This is a genomic window from Janthinobacterium sp. GMG1 (genome assembly GCF_034427795.1).
Classification (GTDB): Bacteria; Pseudomonadota; Gammaproteobacteria; order Burkholderiales; family Burkholderiaceae_D; genus Janthinobacterium.
In genome coordinates, this window is record NZ_JAXQNT010000001.1 from 821,907 (window position 1) to 837,524 (window position 15,618).

At 64.4% G+C, this 15,618-nt stretch carries 12 protein-coding genes and 1 pseudogene; 10 read left to right on the top strand and 3 right to left on the bottom strand.

Annotated elements, in window-relative coordinates; all coding sequences use genetic code 11:
* Positions 1–169 precede the first annotated feature (169 nt).
* The 3 genes from SJI03_RS03740 to SJI03_RS03750 all read right to left on the bottom strand — a co-directional run bounded on the left by SJI03_RS03740 (position 170) and on the right by SJI03_RS03750 (position 4,712).
* Positions 170–1,978 carry an ABC transporter ATP-binding protein gene (locus SJI03_RS03740; RefSeq protein WP_322426296.1) on the bottom strand — a complete coding sequence of 603 codons (1,809 nt, stop codon included), beginning with the start codon at positions 1,976–1,978 and terminating at the stop codon, positions 170–172.
* On the bottom strand, positions 1,968–3,719 hold the full coding sequence (locus tag SJI03_RS03745; RefSeq protein WP_322426297.1) for an ABC transporter ATP-binding protein: 1,752 nt from the start codon (positions 3,717–3,719) through the stop codon (positions 1,968–1,970). Before SJI03_RS03745 ends, SJI03_RS03740 begins: the two co-directional genes overlap by 11 nt.
* A 165-nt stretch (positions 3,720–3,884) precedes the next feature.
* Positions 3,885–4,712 carry a phasin family protein gene (locus SJI03_RS03750; RefSeq protein ID WP_322426298.1) on the bottom strand — a complete coding sequence of 276 codons (828 nt, stop codon included), beginning with the start codon at positions 4,710–4,712 and terminating at the stop codon, positions 3,885–3,887.
* 381 nt (positions 4,713–5,093) lie between these two features.
* On the opposite strand from SJI03_RS03750, the gene SJI03_RS03755 reads away from it, so the two are divergent.
* The 10 genes and pseudogenes from SJI03_RS03755 (at position 5,094) to xylB (ending at position 15,483) form a co-directional block, all read left to right on the top strand.
* A complete protein-coding gene (locus tag SJI03_RS03755; RefSeq protein ID WP_322426299.1) occupies positions 5,094–6,368 on the top strand; it encodes an amidohydrolase family protein in 1,275 nt (424 codons plus the stop codon).
* Between the two features lie 36 nt (positions 6,369–6,404).
* On the top strand, positions 6,405–6,923 hold the full coding sequence (locus tag SJI03_RS03760; RefSeq protein WP_099378074.1) for a GNAT family N-acetyltransferase: 519 nt from the start codon (positions 6,405–6,407) through the stop codon (positions 6,921–6,923).
* On the top strand, positions 6,920–7,462 hold the full coding sequence (locus SJI03_RS03765; protein ID WP_099378073.1) for a GNAT family N-acetyltransferase: 543 nt from the start codon (positions 6,920–6,922) through the stop codon (positions 7,460–7,462). Before SJI03_RS03760 ends, SJI03_RS03765 begins: the two co-directional genes overlap by 4 nt.
* Positions 7,463–7,598: 136 nt before the next feature.
* A complete protein-coding gene (locus SJI03_RS03770; RefSeq protein WP_416208707.1) occupies positions 7,599–8,870 on the top strand; it encodes an ABC transporter substrate-binding protein in 1,272 nt (423 codons plus the stop codon).
* A 169-nt stretch (positions 8,871–9,039) separates the two neighbouring features.
* Positions 9,040–9,930 (top strand): sugar ABC transporter permease, encoded by an 891-nt coding sequence (locus tag SJI03_RS03775; RefSeq protein WP_322426300.1) that lies wholly within the window; start codon positions 9,040–9,042, stop codon positions 9,928–9,930.
* Positions 9,931–10,064: 134 nt separating this feature from the next.
* Entirely contained in the window at positions 10,065–10,883 is an 819-nt protein-coding gene (locus tag SJI03_RS03780) for a carbohydrate ABC transporter permease (protein ID WP_416208725.1), read from the top strand.
* 12 nt (positions 10,884–10,895) lie between these two features.
* Complete coding sequence (locus SJI03_RS03785) at positions 10,896–11,936, top strand: NAD(P)-dependent alcohol dehydrogenase (protein WP_322426301.1); 1,041 nt, start codon at positions 10,896–10,898, stop codon at positions 11,934–11,936.
* Between the two features lie 2 nt (positions 11,937–11,938).
* Positions 11,939–13,027 (top strand): annotated as a pseudogene (locus tag SJI03_RS03790) (ABC transporter ATP-binding protein); the annotation flags it as partial.
* 69 nt (positions 13,028–13,096) lie between these two features.
* Positions 13,097–13,987: an AraC family transcriptional regulator gene (locus SJI03_RS03795; protein WP_099378068.1), complete on the top strand. Its 891-nt coding sequence runs from the start codon at positions 13,097–13,099 to the stop codon at positions 13,985–13,987.
* A 17-nt stretch (positions 13,988–14,004) separates the two neighbouring features.
* Positions 14,005–15,483, top strand: a complete 1,479-nt coding sequence (gene xylB, locus SJI03_RS03800) for a xylulokinase (protein ID WP_322426303.1) — start codon at positions 14,005–14,007, stop codon at positions 15,481–15,483.
* Positions 15,484–15,618: the final 135 nt, after the last annotated feature.

Below are 15,618 nucleotides of genomic sequence, written 5' to 3' on the forward strand. Positions count from 1 at the left end.
GCAGCCAATGCGCCTTTCGCCATGATGCCCGTCTCTGTCTGCCTGCCAACGTCCCGCTCCCGCAATGACTACCTGTCTGTAACAGATTATATTCTGTTGCAATCAAGAAATATCATGCGGGGCGCAGAAATTTGCGAAAGTGCACACTGCGGGCATTGACAAGGCGCGCTTACTGCGCCAGTTGCTGCAGCAGGTACAGGCGCTGGTACAAGCCGCCTTCGATCTGCATCAGGGCATCGTGCGGCCCCGCTTCCGTGATGCGGCCGTGGTTCAGCACGATGATACGGTCGGCCTCGCGGATGGTCGACAGGCGGTGGGCGATGGCGATGATGGTCACCTTGCCGCGCAAATCGTTGAGGGCCAGCTGCACGATCTGCTCCGTCTGGCTATCGATGCGCGACGTCGCTTCGTCCAGCAGCAAAATGCGCGGCTGGCCGGCCAGCGCGCGGGCAATCGCGATCAGCTGCTTTTGCCCTGATGACAGGCGCGAGCCGCCTTCGCCCAGCGGCGTGTCGTAGCCATGCTCCAGCGCCGCGATGAAGTCGTGCGCATGCGCGGCCCGCGCGGCCGTCTCGATCTGCGCCTGCGTGTAGCCGCGGCCCATGTCGATGTTTTCGCGCGCCGAGGCGGCCAGCAGGAAGGGGTCTTGCGGCACCAGGCCCACGTCGGCGCGGAAGTGCTCGTTGTCGATGCTGTCGAGGGCGACGCCATTGATGGCGATGCTGCCTTGCGTGACGGGATAAAAGCGCAGCAGCAAGGAGAGCAAGGTCGACTTGCCGCTACCCGTGTGGCCGACGATGCCGAAGAACGTTCCTTGCGGTATCGACAGCGACAGGTCGTGCAGCACGGGCTGGTTTTCCACGTAGGCGAACGTCAGGTTCTGGATGTCCACGGCGGGCAGGTCGCTGTCCGCTTTCGTCTGCCGCAGGGCCGGTGTTTCCCTGCCCTGTGCATGTTCGAGCGCCTGCGCTTCGTCCAGCAGGGCCGAGACGCGCGCCGTCGCCACCACCGACTGCTGCAGCTGGCTGAACTGCATGGTGATCTGGATCAAGGGTTCGATCACGCGGGCGATGTAGCTGATGAACGCGTACAGCACGCCCACTTCCACGGCGCCCATCTCGCGCCGGCCGAAGCTGAAGATGACGACAGCCAGCAGCACGATATTGAGCATGTCGAGCGCGGGGCGCAGCAGCCAGGCGTTGGCGCGCAATTCCTGCATGCGCGCCGTGTAGTGATCCTGGTTGATGCCCGTGAAGCGCGCGCCGAAGCGCTTTTCCGCGTTATTCGCCTGCAGCACGCTCATGCCGCCGATCGATTCGGCGATCTGCCCGTTGATCTCGCTGCGCAGGGCGCGCGCGCGCGTGACGGCCGGCGCGCTCCAGCGCTGGTACAGGAAGACGATGACCAGCACGGCCGGCAGCAGGGCCAGCACGATCAGCATCAGCCGCCAGTCGAGAAAGGCCATGGCGGCCATGGTGCCGACCAGGACGATGGAGCTGTCGAGGATGACGAACAGCACCTGCACGTACAGCGATTTCACCGCTTCCGTGTCGTTGGTGACCCGGCTGACCAGTTGCCCCGTGATGGCGCGGTCAAAGAAGGCCATGGGCAGGCGCAGCACGTGCTGATACACGGTTTCGCGCAGGCGTTGCACCGAGCGCATGGCCAGGCCGGACAGGCGCACCAGCTGCAGGTAGCGCAGGCCGGAAGCGACCCAGCCCGTCAGCAGGCAGCCGCCCAGCAGCAGCGACATGCGCGTCCAGTCCAGGTTGCGCGGCAGCAGATGCTGGTCGATCAGGGCCTTGCCTAAAATGGGGCCCGTCACTTCCAGGGCGGCGGCGAGGATCAGCCAGAACGTGGCCCAGTACAGGTGGCGCAGGTCGGGCGCGGCGGCGCGGCGCAGCAGGCCGATGGCTTGCGCGGCCTGGCGGCGCACGGATTGCGTGGCGGTGGTGGCTTGTTCGGTCTTAGATGGCATCGAGGCTGGCCTCCAGTTGTTGATAGCGCCACTGGCTGGCGTACCAGCCGTCGCGCTGCATCAGCGCGTCGTGGTTGCCCGTTTCCGTGACGTGGCCGTCGCGCAGCACCAGGATCAGGTCCGCGTTGACGACGGCGCTCAGGCGGTGGCTGGCGATGATGGCGCTGCGTTCGGGGCGCTTGCGGCGCAGTTCTTCCAGGTGCTGCAGGATGCGCGTTTCCGTACCCGTGTCGACGGCGGACAGCGCGTCATCGAGCAGCAGCAAGCCGTTGTCGGCCAGCAGAGCCCGGGCAATCGCCACGCGCTGGCGCTGGCCGCCGGACAGGGTGATGCCTTTCTCGCCCACGTGGGTGGCATAGCCGTCGGGGAATTGCAGGATATCGGCATGGATGTCGGCCAGCTGCGCCGCCCGCTCCACTTCCTCGCGCGTGGCGCCGGGACGGGCCAGGGCGATATTGTCGGCGATGGTGGCGGAGAACAGGAACGATTCCTGCGGCACCCAGCTGATGGCAGCGCGCAGCGCGTGCAGGGTGTAGGCGTCCAGCGGCTGGCCGCTCCACGTGGCCGTGCCCGATTGCGGCGTGACCTGGCGCAGCAGCACGCGCAGCAGGGTCGACTTGCCGCTGCCCGTCGGACCGACCAGACCCAGGGTCTGGCCCGGCTGCAGGCGCAGCGAGATGCCGGACAGCGCGGGCGCCGTCTGGCCCGCGTAGGCGAAGCCGACGTCCTGCAATTGCAGGGGCCCGGGCGTGAGGGTGGCGATGGTGCCATGGTCGTCGATGGCCAGCGGCGCGTCCAGCATCGGCTGCAAGCGCTGCCAGGCGGCACGGCCCCGTTCGATCAGGGAGAGCACCCAGCCGGCGGCGAACATGGGCCAGATCAGCTGGCCCAGGTACATGGAAAAGCTCGTCAGCGCGCCGATGGTCAGCTGGTCTTGCCACACGAGGTAGCCGCCCAGGCCCAGGGTCAGCGCCGTGGCGGCCGTCAGCGTCAGGCCGACGGCCGGTTCGTATGCCGCTTCCCAGCGCTGCGCCGTCAGGCTGGCGTTCGCCGCGTGGCCGGCCAGGGCGGAAAACTGCTGGCTGCTGCGTTCTTCCAGGCCCAGCGCGCGCAGGGTGCGCACGCCCGACAGCGATTCCTGCACATGGTCGTTCAGCGCGGAAAAGCGCTTCAATGAATCCGTCGATGCCGTGTGGATATGGCTGGAAATGCGCCAGAAGGCCAGTCCCATCAGCGGGAAGGGCAAGAGGGCGATGCAGGCCAGGCGCCAGTCCACGCCCAGCAGCATGATGCCCAGTACCATCAGCAAGGTCAATGTGCCGTCAAAGCCGGCCAGCATGGCTTCGCCAGCGGCCATTTCGATGGCGTCGATGTCGTTCGTCGCCAGCGCCATCAGGTCGCCCGTGCGCTGGTTCTGGTAGAACGACGCGCCCTGCTGCGACATGCGCGTGTAGAAACGCGTGCGCAGCATCACGCCCAGCTGGTAGGCGGCCTTGAACAGGGTGATGCGCCAGCCCACGCGCAGGAAATAGATGACGACGCCGACGGCGAGCAGGGTCAGCAGCTCAAGCCACAGTTCGGCCGCCGTCATGCGGTGCGCGGCCAATGCGTCGATGATGGCGCCCACGCGGCGCGGGATCCAGACGGTCAGTGTTGCCACGCCTGTCAGCATGACGGCAGCGGTGGCATACGCCGGCCAATGCTGACGCACGAAGCCGGCGATGAGCCTCGATAAACTCATGGTTACCTTTTGTTTTTAGTAATGGGGTGTCGCGGGGCGGAAGGACGGGCACGCGGACGGAAAGTACGCGTAGGATACAACAAGGTAGAAAAGCGCGCTGTGGACGGGCACGCAAAAAACGGGCCGTAGCCCGTTGTTTTGCTGCGTCAGTGGCGTGCGCGACGCTTACTTGCGACCGCTGCCTTTGCCGCCCAGCATGTCGAGCTGTTTCGATGGCGTACCCTTGGGCGCAGCCTTGGCTGCCGGCTTGGCGGCTGGCGCTGGCGCGTGCTTCACGGCGGCCTTGGCCACGCTCTTGCCGACGGCGCTGGCCGGCTTGGCGGCTGGTTTGGCCGGTGCTGGCGCGGCGGCTTTCGCTGGCGCGGCGGCGGGTGCAGGTGCGGGCTTGGCCGCTTCAGGCTTGGCAACCGGTTTGGCTTCGACCGCTTTCACGGCGGGCTTGTCGGCGGCCTTCTCTGCCACCTTGGCAGGCGCTGCCGCTGGCTTGGCTGCCGGTGCGGCGACAGGCGCGGGCGCTGGCTTGGCCACTTCGGCAGGCTTGGCGGCCACGGGCGCTGGCGCCGCTGCTGGCGCAGGTGCGGCAGCGGGAGCAACAGGTGCCGGTACGGCGGCCGGCGCCGGCTTGGCAGCGACAGGGACGGATGCGGCGGCAGGGGTGGCAGCATCGAGGCGGGCCTTGGCCGAGGCCAGCAATTCCGCCTGGGTGCTCGAGGCGATGCCGAACAGCTGGCGGCTGTAGGCCAGCACGCTCTCGATGTTAGGCTGCGCCTGGTTGCTGCTGTAGCTGAAGAAGTCGCGCGGGTCCTGCGTTTCCAGCAGGTGCTGCGCCGTTTCCGCTGTCTGCGACAGGGCGGCTTTGCTTGCGTTCAAGTTCAGGGCGATGATTTTCTCGGCGCTTTCAAAGACTTTGCTGGTCAGAGTGCTGAAGATCTGCAACTGGTTTTCCAGTTGCGACTTGGCGGCGCTGGAAATTTGTTCAGGAAGCGGAAACATATTTACTCCTTTGTACGGATTAAAATGCTGGCAAAACGCTCTGCAAAATCCCGAAAACCAGAGTTGGCCGCGTTTTGTAAAGTGGGTAGCGCGCTGAATAGCTGATCATAGACTGTTTATGATGCAACGCAATATGAATATTCTAGCGGTGATTCGAGTTGGTTGAAAGTTATTTTTATCGCGCCGCCCTGTCATGGCGGCATAGTATTCATCAGCTTGTTGCTGTCTGACGAATGTTTGCGCCCGCGCAAGGCGCGCATCGTGATTCTATGGCTATGTTTTTGCCAGTCGCTATATTTTTGCACTGCAGCATTCGCACGGAAGTAGATGTAATGGCAATAATGTCATTGCCCCCAAGTAGCCAACAGAAGGAGTGTCCGCATGGACCTAGTCATCCGCAATGCCAGCCTGCCCGACGGGCGCCGCGCCATCGATATCGCCATCGAGGGCGGCCGCATCGCCGCCGTCGGCCCCGCCTTGCCCGTGGCGGGCGTGCAAGAGATCGACGCCGCCGGCGACCTCGTCACGCCGCCGTTCGTCGATGCCCACTTCCACATGGACGCCACGCTCAGCTACGGCTTGCCGCGCGTGAACGCTTCCGGCACTTTGCTCGAAGGCATCGCCCTGTGGGGCGAACTGAAGCCGCAATTGACGCAAGATGCCCTGGTGGAACGCGCCTTGCAGTATTGCGACTGGGCCGTGGCGCGCGGTTTGCTGGCCATCCGCTCGCACGTGGATATCTGCGACCCGCGCCTGCTGGCCGTCGAAGCGCTGCTCGACGTCAAGCGGCAAGTGGCGCCGTATCTCGATTTGCAGCTGGTGGCCTTCCCGCAGGATGGCATCCTGCGCGGTCCCGGCGCCTTCGACAATCTGAAGCGTGCGATTGCCATGGGCGTCGATGTGGTGGGCGGCATCCCGCATTTCGAGCGCACCATGGCCGACGGCGCGGAATCCGTGCGCCTGCTGTGCGAATTTGCCTGTGAACGTGGCCTGATGGTGGACATGCATTGCGACGAGTCGGACGACCCGCTGTCGCGCCACATCGAAACCCTGGCCTTCCACAGCCAGCGCCTTGGCATGCAGGGCAGGGTGACGGGGTCGCACCTGACGTCCATGCATTCGATGGACAATTATTATGTCAGCAAACTGCTGCCCCTGATCCGCGAGGCGGGCGTGGCGGCCATTGCCAACCCCCTCATCAACATCACTTTGCAGGCGCGCCACGACACGTATCCGAAGCGGCGCGGCATGACGCGCGTGCCCGAGATGCTGGCCGCCGGCATTCCCGTCGCCTTCGGCCACGACTGCGTGATGGACCCGTGGTACAGCCTCGGTTCGGGCGACATGCTGGAAGTGGCGCACATGGGTTTGCACGTGGCGCAGATGACGGGCCAGCAAGCCATGCACGACTGCTTCCTGGCCGTGACGGAGACGCCGGCGCGCATCCTGGGCCTCGATGGCTACGGCATCGCGCCCGGCTGCCATGCGGACTTGCTGATCCTCGATTGCAGCTCCACGGTGGAAGCGCTGCGCCTGCGCGCGGCGCGGCGCCTGGTGCTGCGGCGGGGGAAAGTCGTCAGCGAGGCGCCCTGCGCGCAATCGCGCCTGCACCTGCCGGGACGACCCGAAACGGTCAATTTTCGCCTGGGGCGCTGATACAATCATCCATCACTTGTTATCGGGAGCACCGCCTTGAAAGAAATTGACATCCGCCCGGCCAGCGAAGCCGACTTCGACGCCATGTGGGAAATCTTCCACACCCTGGTGGCCGCCGGCGACACCTATACCTTCCCCGCCGACACGACGCGCGAAGCATGCCACGCCTACTGGTTCGGCCCCGGCGTGCAAAGCTTTGTCGCCGTGATGGGCAGCGAGCGGCTGCTGGGCATGTACAAGCTGGTGGCGAACCAGCCGGGCCATGGATCGCACGTGGCCAATGCCTCGTTCATGGTCGATCCGGCCGCGCAGGGCGTGGGCGTGGGCCGCCTGCTGGGCGTGCACTGCATGGAAGAAGCGCGCCGCGCGGGCTACCTGGCGATGCAGTTCAACTTTGTCGTCAGCACCAACCTGGCCGCCGTCACCCTGTGGAAAAAGCTGGGCTTTACGGTCGTCGCCACCCTGCCGCTGGCTTACCGCCACGCGCAACTGGGCTATGTGGACGCCTACGTGATGTACCAGCTGCTGACCGATCCGATGCAGTGGCCGGCATGAGCGGCGCCGCGACAGAGTCGATGACCGTCATCGATACGCCCCGCTTGCGCCTGCGCACCGTCACGCCCGACGATGCGGCGTTCTATCTGGCGCTGGTCAACGAGCCGTCATGGATCGCCCATATCGGCCAGCGCAACCTGCACACCGTGGAGGCGGCCCGCGCGGCGCTGGAGACGGGAGCGATAGCGCAGTTTCGCCAGCATGGCTATGCCTTCTGCATCGTCGAACGGCGCGGCGACGGCGTCGCCATGGGCATCTGCGGCCTGATCCTGCGCGCCAGCCTGCCCGGTCCCGATATCGGCTACGCCCTGCTGCCCGCATATTGGGGCCAGGGCTATGCCTGGGAGGCGGCTGCCGCCATCATGCACCATGCGCAGCACGTGCTGCGCCTGCCCACCGTGTATGGCATCACTTCGCAGCAGAACCAGACGTCGATCAATCTGCTCAACAAGCTGGGCCTGCGCTTCGAGCGTTTTTCGCGCCTGCCGCCCGATGGCAAGGACACGAATGTCTACCGCAAGGATTTTCGCCTGGATTGAGGCGGCAAATGCGTATCAGTGAAGTGAAAAAAAGTATTTAGAAACCCGCGCCTTTTGTAGTGGTGGCGCGCGGTCTTTGTTTTTATAGTTGGCATACCGGTGGAAAACCGCCGGACTATAAAAATGGAGACGTGTTATGAAAATCATGACTGCTGTTGCATGGGGCGCCCTCATGTCCGCCGGGTTCGCAGACGCCTCGGCGCAAAGCTGCTCGGTGCCCGTGCTCAAGGTGCTGGCGCAAAAAAGCCTGGGTCTGACGGTGATGGAAAAGACCCTTGCCGAGTATGAAAAGAAAAGCGGCACCAAGGTACAAATCAGCTATTTCGGCGAAAACGACCGCCGCTCGAAAGCCCGCCTCGACGCCTCCACCAAGGCCGGCTCCTACCAGATCTACTACATCGATGAAGCCAACGTGGCCGAATTTGCCACGGCAGGCTGGGTCGTCCCGCTGCTCAAATACCTGCCCAAGGAAGCCGACTACGACGACTTCCTGCCGGGCCGCCGCGCCGTCGCCTCGTACAGGGGCGTGGCGTACTTCGCGCCCCTGATCGGCGGCAGCGACTTCCTGTTCTACCGCCGTGACCTGCTGGAAAAGGCCGGCATCGCCGTGCCGAAGACGCTCGACGAACTGGTCGCCGCCGTCAAGAAAATGAACAGCCCGCCGAATGTGTACGGCTGGGCGGCGCGGGGCCAGCGCGGCTCGGGCATGAATGTCTGGCGCTGGTCGCCGTTCATGCTGGCCGCCGGCGGCAAGTGGGAAAAGGACGGCGTGCCGACCTTCAATTCGCCGCAGGCCGTGAAGGCCACGACCCTGTACCGCGACCTGTTCAAGTATTCGCCGCCGGGCGGCGCCACCTACGACTGGAGCAATGCGCTCGAAGCGTTCAGGTCGGGCAAGGTGGCCTTCATGATCGAGTCGACACCGTTCGCCGACTGGATGGAAGACCCGAAAAAATCCTCGGTGGTCGACAAGGTGGGCTATGTGCGCCCGCCCGCGCCGCTGGCATCTGCCGCCTACGGCCATGGCCTGGCCATCTCCGCCACGGGCGCCAGGGATGAATGCACGCGCCAGGCGGCCGGCAAGTTCATCGCTTTCGCCACGGGCAAGGAGCAGGAGCAGGCGCGCCTGAAGGACAACGTCTTCAGCGACTACAACCGCACCAGCACCATCAACAGCGACTACTTCCGCAAGCACGTCAAGCCGCAGATCCAGGCGGGCCTGACGGACACCACGCCTGTCTCGCGCGTCACCATCTGGCCTAGTCCCGAGTGGCCGGATATCGGCGACAACCTGGGCGTGGTGCTGGAGGAAGTGTTTACGGGCACGCGCGGCGACGTGCAAAGCGCGCTCGATGAAGCCAATGAGTACGCGACGGAAGTGATGCAACGGGCTAAGAAACGTCAGTAAGCCCGTATCGCCGACGACTCCGCTAGCTTAAATCAGGGGTCAGACCCGGCGGGTCTGACCCCAGCTCTTCGGTTCCAAGCCCCAACGGCGAAATGCCGGGGTCGGACCCTCAGGGTCCGACCCCGGTACTCGCCTTTTGGGTGAAAAAATGAAGCTCGAAAGCCATCCTATGCCACACTCCATCCGCAAGAAACGCCACACCTGGCTGCCGGCCGTGTTCCTTACACTGCCGCTGCTGGTCCTGCTGGTACTGGGCCTGGTGCCCAGCATCGCCGCCATCAACCTGGCCCTGCAAAACCGCGTGCTGCGCTACAGCGACAGCGAATACGTCGGCTTTGCCAATTTTCTCCGCCTGTTCGGCGACCGCCGCTTCGTGAATGCCGTGCAAGTGTCGGCCATCTGGGAAGTGGTGACCGTGGCCGGTTCGCTGATCGTCGGCGTGCTGCTGGCCGTGTTCCTGTTCGAGAAAGTCAAGGGACGCACACGGGACGTCATCGCGCTGCTCTTGATCGTGCCCGTGCTGCTGCCGCGCGTGTCGGCCGCCTTCATCTGGAAGTTCATGTATTCGCCGCTGATGGGCATCCTCAACTGGCTGCTCGAATGCGTGGGCCTGGGCGGCACGGCCCTGCTGTCCGATCCAGCCACGGCCCTGTATGCGGTGGCGCTGGTCGACATCTGGCAGTGGGGCCTGTTCTTCGGCGCCGTCATCCTGAAGCTGCTGGAAACCCTGCCCGCCGAACCGCTGGAAGCGGCGCGTCTCGACTACGCCAGCACGCTTCAGGTGTATGCGTATATTGCGCTGCCGATGCTGAAGGTGCCCATCATGAGCCTCGTGTTCATCAAGATGGTCGAGTCGCTGCGCTCGTTCGACCTGATCTACGTGATGACCAAGGGCGGCCCCGGCATCTCCACCGAAACCCTGGACATGTACGCGTATGCGCAAGGCATCGGCCTGATGGGCAAGGTGTCGTATGCGTCCAGCATGGCCGTGCTGATGATGCTGGCCACGACTATTATTTTCACCTTACTCTGGAAGCGGGTCGCCAAATGGGAAAACTGACTAAGAACACCCTAACCAAACCTACTGCGCAGCGCGATTTGCGGCCTCCGATGCTCACTGTGCATGCGCACAGCTCCGCTTCTCAGCCACAACTCACATCTGCTCGCAACGGTTTTGTCAGGTGTCTTAGGGTGCTGCGCACCCCGGGCGGTGCCAGCGCCATCACCACCACCGCCATCACCACCGTGATTATTCTGGTGGCGCTGTTCCCGATCCTGTGGGCCGTGCTCAATTCCTTTAAGGAGCTGATGGATATCGTCACGCCTGTGCCGCGCTTTTTCTTCAGCCCGACCCTGGCCAACTACAAACAGGTGCTGGCCAGCCCGGAAGTGCTGACGGGACTGGGCAACAGCGTGGCCATCGTCGGCGTGGCCGTGTTGCTGGGCGCCGTGCTGGGCGTGCCGGCCGCGTATGCGATCGCCCGCTATCCGGTCCCGGCCAAGAAGGATATCCAGTTCTTCCTGCTGTCCCTGCGTTTTTTGCCACCCGTCGCCGTCGCCATTCCCTTGATCTCGATCTGGATCGACCTAGGCCTGTACGACTCGCGCCTGTCGATGGTGGTGACGTATCTGCTGGTGACCCTGTCGACCATCATCTGGCTGTCGATTCCCGCGTTTGCGCGCATCCCGAAAGAGATCGAAGAAGCGGCCGCGCTGGACGGCTATGGCCCGTACCAGGTGTTCTGGCACGTGGCCCTGCCGGTGGCGTCGAAGACCCTGATGGGTGGCATCGTCTTCAGCTTCGTGCTGGTCTGGAATGAACTGATGATCGCGCTGGCGCTTACCTCGTCGAAAAGCATGACCTTGCCCGTGGTGGCGTCGGCCTTCACGTCGATGGGCCAGGAAGTGCCGTGGGGCGTGGTGAACGCTTCCACCGTGCTGCTGGCGCTGCCGCCGCTGCTGTTCGTCGGCATCCTGGGACGGCTGCTCAACTCCATGCTCAAACACAAATAAAAGGAATTCATCATGCAAGCACTCGTACTGGAACAAGCGCATTCCATCACCTTGCGCGACATCGACGTGCCGCTCGCCGTCGGTCCGCGCGATGTGAAAATCAAGATTCATACCGTGGGCATCTGCGGCAGCGACGTGCATTACTTCAAGCATGGCAAGATCGGTCCCTTTGCCGTCGAAGCACCGATGGTGCTCGGTCATGAGGCGTCCGGCGTCGTGGCCGAAGTGGGAGAGGAGGTGACGCACCTGAAAGTGGGCGACCGTGTCTGCATGGAGCCGGGCGTGCCGCAGTTCGATTCTCCCGCCACCATGCGCGGCCTGTACAACCTCGATCCCGCTGTGCGCTTTTGGGCCACGCCGCCCATCCACGGGTGCCTCACGCCATATGTCGTGCATCCGGCCTCGTTCACATTCAAGCTGCCCGACAACGTCAGCTTCGGCGAAGGCGCCATCGTCGAACCGCTGGCCATTGGCTTGCAGGCGGCGAAAAAGGCGGCCATCAAGCCCGGTGACGTGGCCGTGGTGATCGGCGCCGGCACCATCGGCGCCATGAACACGCTGGCGGCGCTGGCGGGCGGCTGCTCGCGCGTGATCCTGGCCGACCTGGTGCCGGAAAAGCTGGCCCTGTTCGCCGGCAATCCGGCAGTGACCACGGTCGATGTGCGTCAGGCCAGCCTGGCGGACACGGTGCGCGACTTGACGGACGGCTGGGGCGCCGACATCGTTTTTGAGGCCAGCGGCAGCATGCGCGCCTACGACAACATCGTCGAGCTGCTGTGCCCGAACGGCTGCCTGGTGCTGGTCGGCATGCCGCCCGAGAACGTGCCTTTCGATATCGTCGCTATCCAGGCCAGGGAAGTGCGCATCGAATCGGTGTTCCGCTACGCGAACATCTTCCCGCGCGCGATCGCCTTGCTCGCTTCCGGCAAGATCGACGTCAAGCCCTTCATTTCGCGCACCTTCGGTTTTGCCGACGGTGTGCAGGCGTTCGAGGAAGCGGCCAAGGGCCATCCGCGCGACGTCAAGATCCAGATTGAACTGGCAGGAGACTGATCATGGCAAACATCACTTGCAGGCAGCTGCGCAAGACGTATGACGAGAAGACGGCCGTGCTGCAGCCGTTCGACCTGGAAATCGATGACGGCGAATTCATCGTCCTGCTGGGGCCATCGGGCTGCGGCAAATCGACCCTGCTGCGCATGATCGCGGGCCTGGAAGACATCAGCGGCGGCGAGCTGCTGATCGGCGGCGCCGTCGTCAACGACTTGCCGCCCCGCGCGCGCAACGTGGCGATGGTATTCCAGAACTACGCGCTGTATCCGCACATGACGGTGTATGACAATATCGCCTTCGGCCTGCGCCGCCTGAAGGTGCCGCACGACGAGATCGAGCGCCGCGTGCGCGAGGTGGCGGCCATCCTCAGCCTGGACAGCCTGCTGGAACGCAAGCCGCGCGCCATGTCGGGCGGCCAGCAGCAGCGCACGGCCATTGCGCGCGCCATGATCAAGACGCCGCAAGTGTTCCTGTTCGATGAACCGCTGTCGAACCTGGACGCCAAGCTGCGCGCGCAGCTGCGCGCCGACATCAAGCGCTTGCACCGCCGCCTGCGCACCACCACCCTGTACGTCACGCACGACCAGCTCGAGGCGATGACCCTGGCCGACAGGGTGGTGCTGATGAAGGGCGGACATATCGAGCAGATCGGCACGCCGGCGGAACTGTACAACCATCCGCGCACCCTGTTCGCGGCCGGCTTCATCGGCACGCCGGCCATGAACTTCATCGATGGCGTCGTCGAAAAAGACGGCGGCCAGACGGTGCTCGTCTGCGCCGGCTACCGCTGGCCATTGATATCGCCCCGCTTCGCCGCGTTGCAGGCGGGGGCGCGCGTGGTCTTCGGCCTGCGCCCGAATCATTTGCGCGCGGCGCTGCCGCAGGAGCAGGCGGGCACGCATGGCCTGGCGTGCGCGATCGACCTGGTCGAGCTGCTGGGGGCGGAGGCGCTGATCAGCTTTCAGTGCGGCGCCCTGACCTTGTCGGCCCTGCTGCCGGCAAATGCGGCCAACAGCGCGGCGCAGGTAGGGCAGACCCTGGCGCTGGCCTTCGACGAAGAGCACATGCATCTGTTCGACGCCGACAGCGGGCTGGCAGTGGCGCCCGGTGGTCAGTAAGTGGTTAGAATAGGGTGACCAAGACCGTGCAAGGGAACTGCCGTGACGCCTGACCTGGAACTGATCCACAAACCGATCCACGAATCGTTTCGCGCGTGGGCGCACGGCTTTCCGCACACCGTGGCGAAATGGCATTTTCATCCCGAGTACGAACTGCACTTCATCATCACGTCAAACGGCAAATTTTTTATCGGCGACCATATCGGCAGTTACGGGGCGGGCAATCTGATCCTGACAGGGCCGAACCTGCCGCATAACTGGGTCAGCGAACTGCCGGAAGGCGTGGTCCTGCCCGAGCGCGACCTGGTGCTGCAGTTTTCCAGCGACTTCATCGAACGCTGCGCGCTGCTGTTCCCGGAAATGGCGCCCCTGAAAGCCCTGCTGGGCGAGGCAGGCAGGGGTCTGCAATTTCCCGATGCGCTGGGCCTGCGCCTGGTGCCGCTGATGAAAGAATTGACGACGGCGCAGGGCTTGCGCCGCGTCGAACTGTTTACGCGCCTGTTCGGCGAGCTGTGCGACTGCCGCGAGCGGCGCCCGCTGGCCAGCGTCACCTACCTGGCGCAGGCGGGCCGCTACATGTCGTCGACCATCAATCTGGTGCTGGCTTATATCAAGCAGAACATCACGCTCGATTTTTGCGAGCAGGACGTGGCCGACGTGGCGGAAATGAATACCTTGAAATTCACGCGCTTCTTCCGCAAGCATACGGGCACCTCGTTCATTCAATACGTCAACCAGGAGCGCATCGCGCTGGCCTGCGAGCTGCTGATGAACACGGACATGAAGGTCACCGATATCTGCTACCGCACGGGCTTCAACAACCTCTCCAATTTCAACCGCCAGTTTTTGGCCCACAAGCAGATGTCGCCGTCGAAATTCCGCTCCTGCCTGCTGATGAACATGCCCGAGCCGTCAGGCGACGGCCATTCTTAACTTTATTCTGGAATCAAATGACATATCTCGGTATCGATATCGGCACTTCCGAAGTCAAGGCCATCCTCACCGATGACGCCCAGGCCATCCTTGCCAGCGCCGGCGTGGCCCTGCGCGTGTCCAGTCCCCATCCCGGCTGGTCGGAACAGAATCCCGAGGACTGGTGGCACGCCACCCTGGACGTCATCGCGGCCATCCGCGCCGCCCAGCCGGTGGCGTTTTCCGGCTTGCGCGGCATCGCCCTGTCGGGCCAGATGCATGGCGCGACCCTGCTCGACAAGCAGCAGCACGTGCTGCGCGCGGCCATCCTGTGGAATGACACGCGCGCCTTTGCCGAATGCGTGGAACTCGAGGCGCTGGTGCCAGAGTCGCGCGCCATCACGGGCAACCAGGCCATGCCGGGTTTCACGGCGCCCAAGCTGCTGTGGCTGCAAAAGTACGAGCCTTCGCTGTTCCGCGCCACGGCCAAGGTCTTGCTGCCCAAGGATTACGTGGCGCTGCGCCTGACGGGCGAGTATGTGTCCGACATGTCCGACGCTTCCGGCACCCTGTGGCTGGACGTGGCCAAACGCGACTGGTCCGAGCGCATGCTGGCGGCCACTGGCCTGTCGCGCGAGCACATGCCGCGCCTGGTCGAAGGCAGCGCCGCCGCTGCGCAGGTGCGCCCGTCGCTGTGCCAGGAGTGGGGCATTGCGCACCCGGTGCTGCTGGCCGGCGGCGCGGGCGACAACGCGGCGGCGGCTGTCGGCCTGGGCGTGGTGGAGCCGGGCGCCGGCCTGCTGTCGTTGGGCACGTCCGGCGTGCTGTTCGCGGGCAGCGATGGTTTTGCGCCGAATCCGGGCCAGGGCGTGCACGCGTTCTGCCATTGCCTGCCCGAGCGCTGGCACCAGATGAGCGTGATCCTCAGCGCCGCGTCCAGCCTCAGCTGGGTGGCGCGGCTGACGCAGTCGAGCGACATCGGCGAACTGGTAAAGCTGGCGGAAAACGTCGAGGCGCGCACGGCGCCCATCTTCCTGCCGTATTTGAGCGGCGAACGCACGCCGCACAACGACGCCTCCGCGCGCGGCGTGTTCTTCGGTTTGTCGACGGAACACGGGCGCGCGGAACTCGCCTACAGCGTGATGGAAGGCGTGGCCTTTGCCATGGCCGACGGCAATGCGGCCCTGCGCAGCGCCGGCACGCATCTGGAAGAAGCGTCGTTCGTGGGCGGCGGTTCGCGCAGCCGCTTCTGGGCGCAGCTGTGCGCGAATGCCTCGGGCTTGAACGTGCTGCGCCACGACCACGGCGTGGCTGGCGGCACCATGGGCGCCGCACGCCTGGCGCAGATGGCGGTGACGGGCTTGTCGCCCGCGCAGGTGTGCACGCGCCCGCCCGTGCAGGAAACGGTGGCGCCGCAAGCGTTTGCCGTGCTGGACGACCGCCTGGGGCGCTACCGGCGGCTGTATCCGCTGCTGCGCGCGGAGTTTGCCGGCGCGCCAGGCGAAGGCGTGGCTTGATAGTTAACTTTTACTTGTAATTTGTTGTTTCTATGTTGAAAGTGTTTCTCTAGCGAAAGCGCTGCTTGGTTTTTCGCGGGGCGCGCCCCATGATTTCCCCATTTTGTGAGAATTGGATAGTTTTGGTGGCGCCTT

What these genes read in the sequence shown, in the direction of transcription:
- SJI03_RS03785 (WP_322426301.1), top strand. Translation starts at nt 10,896, where the DNA reads ATGCAAGCACTCGTACTGGAACAAGCGCATTCCATCACCTTGCGCGAC.
- SJI03_RS03740 (WP_322426296.1), bottom strand. Translation starts at nt 1,978, where the DNA reads ATGCCATCTAAGACCGAACAAGCCACCACCGCCACGCAATCCGTGCGC.
- SJI03_RS03745 (WP_322426297.1), bottom strand. Translation starts at nt 3,719, where the DNA reads ATGAGTTTATCGAGGCTCATCGCCGGCTTCGTGCGTCAGCATTGGCCG.
- SJI03_RS03755 (WP_322426299.1), top strand. Translation starts at nt 5,094, where the DNA reads ATGGACCTAGTCATCCGCAATGCCAGCCTGCCCGACGGGCGCCGCGCC.
- SJI03_RS03750 (WP_322426298.1), bottom strand. Translation starts at nt 4,712, where the DNA reads ATGTTTCCGCTTCCTGAACAAATTTCCAGCGCCGCCAAGTCGCAACTG.
- SJI03_RS03770 (WP_416208707.1), top strand. Translation starts at nt 7,599, where the DNA reads ATGAAAATCATGACTGCTGTTGCATGGGGCGCCCTCATGTCCGCCGGG.
- xylB (WP_322426303.1), top strand. Translation starts at nt 14,005, where the DNA reads ATGACATATCTCGGTATCGATATCGGCACTTCCGAAGTCAAGGCCATC.
- SJI03_RS03775 (WP_322426300.1), top strand. Translation starts at nt 9,040, where the DNA reads ATGCCACACTCCATCCGCAAGAAACGCCACACCTGGCTGCCGGCCGTG.
- SJI03_RS03765 (WP_099378073.1), top strand. Translation starts at nt 6,920, where the DNA reads ATGAGCGGCGCCGCGACAGAGTCGATGACCGTCATCGATACGCCCCGC.